At 63.1% G+C, this 7,898-nt stretch carries 8 protein-coding genes; 5 read left to right on the top strand and 3 right to left on the bottom strand.

Annotated features, from left to right (window positions below):
- Window positions 1-237: 237 nt before the first annotated feature.
- Both IFO71_RS20935 and IFO71_RS20940 read right to left on the bottom strand, forming a co-directional pair.
- Entirely contained in the window at window positions 238-2,433 is a 2,196-nt protein-coding gene (locus tag IFO71_RS20935; RefSeq protein ID WP_192031637.1) for a sensor domain-containing diguanylate cyclase, read from the bottom strand.
- Between the two features lie 8 nt (window positions 2,434-2,441).
- Entirely contained in the window at window positions 2,442-2,684 is a 243-nt protein-coding gene (locus tag IFO71_RS20940; protein WP_192031638.1) for a putative signal transducing protein, read from the bottom strand.
- Window positions 2,685-2,821: 137 nt separating this feature from the next.
- Between IFO71_RS20940 and IFO71_RS20945 the strand changes: the two genes are divergently transcribed.
- From IFO71_RS20945 to rlmM, 4 genes are read left to right on the top strand one after another with little or no spacing between them, the layout of a single operon-like run.
- A complete protein-coding gene (locus IFO71_RS20945; RefSeq protein ID WP_192031639.1) occupies window positions 2,822-4,567 on the top strand; it encodes a glutamine--tRNA ligase/YqeY domain fusion protein in 1,746 nt (581 codons plus the stop codon).
- The gene (locus tag IFO71_RS20950; RefSeq protein WP_192031640.1) at window positions 4,564-4,977 is read left to right on the top strand and encodes a hypothetical protein; all 414 of its coding nucleotides are present in this window, start codon (window positions 4,564-4,566) and stop codon (window positions 4,975-4,977) included. The genes IFO71_RS20945 and IFO71_RS20950 overlap by 4 nt, the downstream gene beginning before the upstream one ends.
- On the top strand, window positions 4,974-5,546 hold the full coding sequence (locus tag IFO71_RS20955; RefSeq protein ID WP_192031641.1) for a nucleoside deaminase: 573 nt from the start codon (window positions 4,974-4,976) through the stop codon (window positions 5,544-5,546). Before IFO71_RS20950 ends, IFO71_RS20955 begins: the two co-directional genes overlap by 4 nt.
- Window positions 5,527-6,594 (top strand): 23S rRNA (cytidine(2498)-2'-O)-methyltransferase RlmM, encoded by a 1,068-nt coding sequence (rlmM, locus tag IFO71_RS20960; protein ID WP_192031642.1) that lies wholly within the window; start codon window positions 5,527-5,529, stop codon window positions 6,592-6,594. Before IFO71_RS20955 ends, rlmM begins: the two co-directional genes overlap by 20 nt.
- 80 nt (window positions 6,595-6,674) lie before the next feature.
- Here the strand turns inward: rlmM and IFO71_RS20965 are convergent, their stop codons facing one another.
- Complete coding sequence (locus IFO71_RS20965; protein WP_192031643.1) at window positions 6,675-7,589, bottom strand: universal stress protein; 915 nt, start codon at window positions 7,587-7,589, stop codon at window positions 6,675-6,677.
- A 114-nt stretch (window positions 7,590-7,703) separates the two neighbouring features.
- Between IFO71_RS20965 and IFO71_RS20970 the strand changes: the two genes are divergently transcribed.
- The coding region (locus IFO71_RS20970) for a transposase (RefSeq protein ID WP_192031644.1) at window positions 7,704-7,898 on the top strand (195 nt) is incomplete at its 3' end.

The raw sequence follows: 7,898 nt of genomic DNA on the forward strand, positions 1-7,898 counted from the left end.
TGAGGGCCGTGCCAGCGCCGAAAGATCGCCAACACTCTGTTATCTCAACACCATCGGTCGAAACTCTCGCCCCGCTTGGAATTGCCGGATCTTTCGGCGCGACCTCATGAAATATCCGGGCTAACCCCACCCCAACCCTCCCCAAATATTGGGGAGAGAGTTCCGGGCGCCAGCCGGCGCGCGTTGTCAGTGCGCATCGGTCTCTCTCCCCTTGCGGGAGAGACCAATGTGCGGCGCTCAGAAATACAGCGGATGCTCGGGTGCCTGACTGCTGCCCTTGCCGGCATTGCTCTTGACCTGATTGCGCCCGGCGCCTTTCGCCGAGCCCGAAGCGCGCTCCGCGCGGTCAACCAGATTGGCTGGCGTGTCATTGGCCATCGCCGGTGCTGCGCCAATACTGGCGGTGAGCTTGAACGGCCCTTGCTCACTTTGAAAACGCAGCGAGGCCAGATTGGCCCGAGCATGTTCGGCCACTTCGACGCCGCGCTCCAGGCTGGCCCCCGGCAGCACCAGCAGAAATTCGTCACCGCCGTGCCTGTATAACAAATCGTTTCGCCCTGCCAGCGGCCTTAGCACATCGGCCACTCGACGCAGGCACTGATCACCCTGATTCACGCCGTAGCGCTGGTTGATCGGCTGGAAGCGATCGAGATCGATAAACAGCAGACTCAGCGGCTCACCCTCCAGCTCGGCGGCCGCGATCAATTTTTCCAGCCTGGCCTCACCGGTCTTGCGATTGATCAGACCGGTCAGCGGGTCGACCTCAGCCGTACGTTTCAGCTCGGCCTTCTTGGCATTTTCCTCGATCACTTTTAGCGCCAGATCGGCGAACTCGGCAGCAAGATTGAGCTCGGTATCGGAGAACAGCTGACCGAGTTCGCGTTCGATCAGCAAGGCGCCCCAGCCGGGCTTGCTCACCGCAAGCGGCAAGACGGCATAGTGCGCGCGATATGGCTGCCCGCCTTCCACATCGAGCTCAATGTCAACCTGCATGGTGTTGCGCGCTCGGCAAATGCCCTTCAGGGTTGAGGCGCGTTCGGTCATCAGCTCGCAGTAGTGCGCCTTGGCTACTGGCGGCTCGCTGAGCAAGAAATCGTAGCCACGAAATCCAGTAGCGGTGATGGCCGATCGCTGAGCCGGTACCAGCTCAGCCACCGACTGCAACAACAGGCGGAAGGCACGCCATTCCAGATCTCCGTCCGACGCCGCGTTTTGCGCCACGTCTTCCAGTGATTCGAGAAACTGACGACGCTGCTTTTCCAGGGCGAGATCGGCGCTGCTGATCGCATGCGCTTCGCTGATGGCCTCGGCCTGGCGGCGCAGCACGATGACCCGGTCGGTCAGTGCCACCGACAAGCCCACCACGCCGAGTGCCGCTGCACCTTGATAGATCAAGGCCAAGCCGTGACTCGCCGGCAGCAGCCCCATCAAGGCCAGGCCGCGGGTTCCGAACGCCAGCAGACAGACCAGCCACAGAACACAGAGCACTCCGGCTACCGGTGAACCCAGGCTCCAACTCCAGGCGGCGAGCAGAACCGGTGCCAGGCAGGCCAGTACGAAGATCACAGCCATCAGACTCAGCGCCAGGGACGCCGACTCAGCCGGCAACAATGCCAGCACGATGCCCAGCGGCAACAGCGCAATCGCCGCCCGATCACTCCAGCGCGCCAGGGGCAAGGCGGTGGCAGACAGCCCCAGCAATCGGTGGGCGAAGGCCAGAATGGCGGCCGCGCAGGCCATGCCGAGCACCGGGATGGCCCGCCAATCTAGCGCCGCCATACCCGGCAGCTCGTACAGATGGCCATCGGCGGCCGCCAACCAGACCGCCGCCAGCACGGCAAATGCAGTGAAGAAGCGGAACACCGACTCACGCACCGCCAAGGTCAGGGCGAGGCTGGCCAAGGCACTGGCCAGCATGGCGGCGTAGGCGGCGGCGGCAATCATGCCGGCGGCGCGATCAGCCTCCAGTTGCGCTCGGCTTGACAGCACGTTCCAGCTCAACACTTGCCGCACCGGCACCTCGGCTCTGATCAGTACACCCTCGGTCGCCGTTGCCGGCAGATCGAATACAAAGCTTGAGCGCAAGGGCGAACCACGACCGGCCCCGAGATAGGAAGTGGCGCCGAGCTCCGCCCCGCTGGCCGCATCGAAGGCCTGCAACGACTCAACCAAGGCGGTGTCCAGACGCAAGACCGGCCCGATCAAGGAATCGGTCGGCGCTCGCAGCCAGAACCAGTCGACCTCAGCCGTTCCCGGCTGCAACAGCAGGGTGTCCTGCGCCATCGGCAGACCCGCTTCCAGCGCGCTGCGCGCCTGTTGAGAGGTCTGATCCATCGACAAGCGCGCGTGTCGCACCTCGGCCCGTTCGCTGGACATGCTTTCGCCCTGGGCATAACAGACCAGGGTCAGACAGCACAAAAACAAACAGATCAAACCGCGACTCATGCTTCAATCTCGCATTGATTCGGGGCCGACAGGTCGTCCAGCCATTGCCCGATTACCCTACGTGCCAACTCGACATCGTCGACACTCACCCAGACTGTAATCAACCCGCGCACCGGCAACTCCCCCAATGCGCCGGTCAGCGCTTCACCTCGGACCTCTGACTGTATGCCCGCGGCCATCAGGCAGCCGCGGGCCATATGCGCGTCGATAAGGTGCTCTGCCTCGTATACGGGACGCATCGCCAGTCCTCGACCAGGAGCCTCAAGCATACGCCGAGCGGGCGCCCGACTCACCCATCCGGTAGCGGACATTCAACAACCGCAGCAGGATCAGCCCGGCCGAAGTAAAATGCGAGGTTTCCCCATAGCGATCTCTCATGACCGCCCTTGCTGTCGACCCCAACGCGCCCGTTCGCCAGGACTTCATCCGCAACATCGTTCGCGATGACCTGCAATCGGGCAAGCATGCCGAGATTCACACCCGCTTCCCGCCGGAGCCCAACGGCTACCTGCATATCGGTCACGCCAAGTCGCTGTGCCTGAATTTCGGCGTCGCCGAGGAATTCGGCGGCACCTGCAACCTGCGTTTTGACGACACCAATCCGGCCAAGGAAGACCCTGAGTACGTCGAGGCAATCAAGGAGGACGTGCGCTGGCTGGGCTTCGACTGGCATGAGTTGCGCCATGCTTCGGATTACTTCGAAGTGTTCTATCTGTGCGCCGAGAAGCTGGTGCAGGACGGTGTGGCCTATGTCTGCGATCTCAGTGCCGAGGAAGTGCGTGCCTATCGCGGCACCTTGACCGAACCGGGTCGGCCGTCGCCGTTTCGCGATCGATCGGTGGCGGAGAATCTGGATCTGTTCCGCCGCATGCGCGCCGGCGAGTTTGCCGACGGGTCGCGCACCTTGCGCGCCAAGATCGACATGGCCTCGGGCAACATCAATCTGCGCGACCCGGCGATCTACCGGATCAAGAAGATCGCTCACCAGAACACCGGCGATGCCTGGTGCATCTATCCGATGTACGACTACGCCCATTGTTTGAGCGACGCCATCGAAGGCATCACTCACTCTCTGTGCACGCTGGAGTTTGAAGACCACCGGCCGTTGTACGACTGGTTCGTCGATCAGGTGGGATTGACCGCGAACCCGCAACTGCTGGCGCCGTTGTCGGCCCAGGGGTGGCATCTGGAAGCCGCCAAGCCGCGTCAGATCGAGTTCTCGCGACTTAACATCAACTACACCGTGATGAGCAAGCGCAAGCTGATCGCCCTGGTGCAGGAAAAGCATGTCGATGGCTGGGATGATCCACGCATGCCCACCCTGCAAGGCCTGCGCCGGCGCGGCTACACACCGAGCTCGCTGCGCCTGTTTGCCGATCGGGTGGGCATCAGCAAGCAGAATTCGCTGACCGATTTCTCCCTGCTCGAACAGGCCCTGCGCGACGACCTCGATGCCCACGCCGAGCGCCGCATGGCGGTGATCGACCCGCTGAAACTGGTGGTTCGCAACCTGCCCGAGCAGCATGAGGAAACCCTGCGTTTTGCCAATCACCCGAAAGACCCGAGCCGCGGTGAACGCGAGGTGCCATTCAGCCGCGAGCTTTGGATCGAGCGCGAGGATTTCATGGAGGTGCCGCCGAAGGGCTTCCATCGCCTGGTCCCGGGCGGCGAGGTGCGCCTTCGCGGCATCGGCATCGTGCGCTGTGTCGAACTGGTCAAGGACGGCGATCGAGTGATGGAAGTGCATGTGGAACTCGATCCGGACACCCGGCCCGGCGGCAGTGCCACCGACCGCAAGGTCAAGGGCACCATTCACTGGGTAAGCGCACGCCATGCCGTGCCGGCGGAGATTCGACTCTACGACCGCCTGTTCAACGTGCCGACGCCGGATGACGAGGACGATGGCGGCCCGGGCTATCGGGCGCACATCAACCCCGAATCCAAACGCTTCGTTACCGGCTTTGTTGAACCGGCCGCCGCCCACTGCCCGAACGAACTGAACATGCAGTTCGAGCGCGTAGGCTATTTCGTTGCCGATCGTCGCGATCATCAACCGGCGCATCCGGTGTTCAACCGCTGTGTCAGCCTGCGCGACACCTGGGCCAAGCAGGCCGGCAAATGAGAACCGCGCTACTAGCTGCGATCGCAATCCTGATGCTGGCACTGGCCCTGAGCGCCTGTGCCGCCAGCCGACCCGGACCCGATGACCGGCTGCTGCTCGGGGGCAGCAGCGCCCAGCCCTCGCCTGCCCCGTCGTCGAACATGGTGAAAGCAAAGCCGGGCGAAGTGGACTATAGCTGCAAGGTCGATGCCGATTGTGCTGTGAAGGATGTGGGCAATTGCTGCGGCTACTACCCGCAATGCGTCAATGCCGATAGCCCCACCTTCCCCGATCAGGTCAAGGCCGAATGCGCACGCGAAGGGCGCAGCAGTATTTGCGGTTTTCCCAGCATCGAGTCCTGTCAGTGCGTGCAGGGACGCTGCGCGGCGAAGACCGGCATGCAGGGCGGCGAACAGGAGATCACGCAATGATCTACGGGCAAGTGCATCTGACCTTGCCGGCATGGGTTCACGAGCTCGACCTGGTCGGCCAGCGCTACGAAACCGATGAAGCAAAAATGGCCCTGGCCATCGATCTGTCGGCGCGCAATGTACAGTCCTGCACCGGCGGCCCGTTCGGCGCGGCGATCTTTGCCGGCAATGGCGAGTTGATCGCCCTCGGCGTCAATCGTGTGGTACCGCAGACCTGTTCCGTGGCACATGCCGAGATGATGGCTTTCATGACGGCACAACAGCGCCTGCAGATGTTTCGTCTGAACGACCCGGATGCCCAGTCGAATACGCCGATCGTACTTGCCACCTCGAGCCAGCCTTGCTGCATGTGTTACGGCGCCAGCTTCTGGGCCGGCCTCGATGAAATGCTGATTGGCGCTCGCGCCGAAGATGTCATGGAGCTGACCGAGTTCGATGAAGGCCCCTTGCCCAGCGATTGGGTAGGCGAGCTCGAACAACGAGGAATTCGCGTCCGTCGCGATGTCCTGCGCGAGCCTGCGCGTCAGGTGCTTCGTAACTACAGCCAGCATGCCGGCCAGCGTTACTGAACAATTCGCCTGGTTCTCATGGTGCCGGAGCGGCTTCGAGCCCGAACTGGCCGCCGAACTGCAGGCTCGCTGTGCAGGGTCAGGTTTGCATGGCTATGCGCGCGCCGTGCGCGACCTCGGCTTCGTGCAGTACATCGGTGAGTCGGCAGCGCAGCTGGAACAGCTTGATCCACGCCAACTGATCTTTGCCCGCGCCAGTTTTCTGCAGCACCTGCATCTCAGTGGGCTCGACCCCAATGATCGCCTGGGCCCATTGCTGGAAAGCTTGCCGGACGCTTTTCCCGGCCAGCGCTTCGGACGTTTGCAGATCGAGCATGCCGACAGCGATAGCGGGCGTCCGCTATCGTCGCTGGCCCGTGCACTTGGCAATGCCCTGCGCGGCGAATTGCGTCGGCGCGGCTGGCTCGACCCCAGCGACAATGACCGCAAGCCGCGCCTGCACATCGGCTTGCTGAGCGGCAACGAAATGGTCGTCGGGCGCGCCCAGTCAGCGTGGGGCCCAGCCTGGCCGGGCGGCATCCCACGTTTGCGCAGCCATCCGGATGCGCCGTCGCGCTCGGCGCTGAAGCTGGAAGAGGCCTTGCTGGTACTGCTCACAGACACCGAACGCGAGACCTGGCTGAAGCCCGGAATGCGCGCTGCCGATCTGGGCGCAGCTCCAGGCGGCTGGAGCTGGGTGTTGGCACACAAACACCATGTTCAGGTAAGTGCAATCGACAACGGCCCCTTGGCCGACTCGGCGCTAGCCACGGGTTTGATAACGCACTTGCGTGAGGACGGCTTCAACTGGCACCCGGCCAAGCCGCTGGAATGGATGGTCTGCGATATGGTCGAGCAGCCGATTCGGGTCGCCGATCGCATGGCTACCTGGCTGCGCGAAGGCTGGTGTCGCCGCAGCATTTTCAATCTCAAGCTGCCGATGAAAAAGCGCTGGGACGAAACCCAACGTTGCCTCGACCTCATCCAGCATCAAAGCGGCCGCAGTATCGAACTACGGGCTCGCCAGCTCTACCACGATCGTGAAGAGATCACGGTTTTCGCTGGATGAGTGCTTATGTGCGCCATCTAAACGAAGAAGCACGAACCGAAAGTCTGATTCACAACCGACTGACTCGTGACAACGGAAGTTCATTGCATTGTGTTCATGCCCCAGCGATGGCTCACGACCGCCCACGCTGGCACCAGCAGAACATCGCAAGACAGATCAGTGGCGGCGTGTCGGCTGACGCTGCCGAGCAGGCCGCGTTCGATGCCGGAGCGGCCGCTGACGCCCAACACCATCAGTTCGATCGACGCCTCCTCGACCAAGGCTGGCAGCACGCTCCCGGGGCGACCGCTGCGCAGAGCCGGCAGGGCGTCGGACTTGCCTAGGCGCTGGGCAAATTGAGTCATCTTCCCGTGCGCGCGACGCGCTGACTCACCAAGGTAGCTTTCGCGCAGCGTCGCGACCACACCGGCAAACGCCAGTGAGGACTGGAACTCGGGCTCGTGCGCGTGCACCAACATCGCGCGAGTAGCCGGAAGCAAGTCGAGAGCGAAGCGCGCGGCCTGCTCGCTGGCGGCGGAGAAATCGGTAGCCAGTGCGATCCGCGCATAGGGGCCAACGCAGGGATTGCGCACCAGCAACACCGGCAGCCGATGCAGTCGCAGCACCCGGTCTGCCGTCGAACCCAGCAGCAGGTCCTTCCAAGACGCTTCGCCGTGCGCACCCATCACCAGTAGTTGCGCTGGCCGCCGCACCAACAAACCATCGAGCTCGCGATAAAGGGCATCGGGCAGAAGCTCGGCCTGCACTTCGACGCCGCCCGAGGCCAGCCGCGAGCGCTCGGCCTCCAAAGCGTCGCCGATGGCTGCGTCCAATTGTTGACGCAGCTGCGGATCGACCTCGTTCGCCCCTAGGCCTTCCAGCCAGCTGCCGTGCTGGCGAGCATGCAACAGGAGCAACGATGACCCGGCCGCCTCGGCCAGCTGCACGGCACGGTCGGCGGCCCGCTGTGCTGCCGCTGAGAAGTCGCTGGCCGCGAGGATGCGCCGGATGCTCATCCCTGCAGGCCCTCCGATTTGAACTGGCTAGCCCGGATATTTCATCAGAAGAATGAGTGACGGCGTGGTTTTCCCTTAAGATTCAGTTGTCTACGCTGAATAACAAGGACCGTCATGACAGAGTGTACCGTTCAAGGCGAACTTTTTGGGCATCTTGGCCGCGCCAGGATCGAGGCCGAGTTTGAGGGTGGCGATATCAGCTCGGATGCGGGCGGTGCGCTGCTGTTGCGACAGGTCGAGCGGCGCCTAGGGTTGCTGGCGGCGGCCGCCAAGTGTTTGCCAGACGATCGTGATCCGAATCGGGTGCGG

The organism is Pseudomarimonas arenosa (genome assembly GCF_014841215.1).
Taxonomy (GTDB): domain Bacteria; phylum Pseudomonadota; class Gammaproteobacteria; order Xanthomonadales; family Xanthomonadaceae; genus Pseudomarimonas; species Pseudomarimonas arenosa.

Bases quoted from the DNA above. Each gene is read 5' to 3' on its own strand.
- IFO71_RS20940 (WP_192031638.1), bottom strand. From the start codon at position 2,684: ATGCGTCCCGTATACGAGGCAGAGCACCTTATCGACGCGCATATGGCC.
- IFO71_RS20945 (WP_192031639.1), top strand. From the start codon at position 2,822: ATGACCGCCCTTGCTGTCGACCCCAACGCGCCCGTTCGCCAGGACTTC.
- IFO71_RS20950 (WP_192031640.1), top strand. From the start codon at position 4,564: ATGAGAACCGCGCTACTAGCTGCGATCGCAATCCTGATGCTGGCACTG.
- IFO71_RS20965 (WP_192031643.1), bottom strand. From the start codon at position 7,589: ATGAGCATCCGGCGCATCCTCGCGGCCAGCGACTTCTCAGCGGCAGCA.
- rlmM (WP_192031642.1), top strand. From the start codon at position 5,527: ATGCCGGCCAGCGTTACTGAACAATTCGCCTGGTTCTCATGGTGCCGG.
- IFO71_RS20955 (WP_192031641.1), top strand. From the start codon at position 4,974: ATGATCTACGGGCAAGTGCATCTGACCTTGCCGGCATGGGTTCACGAG.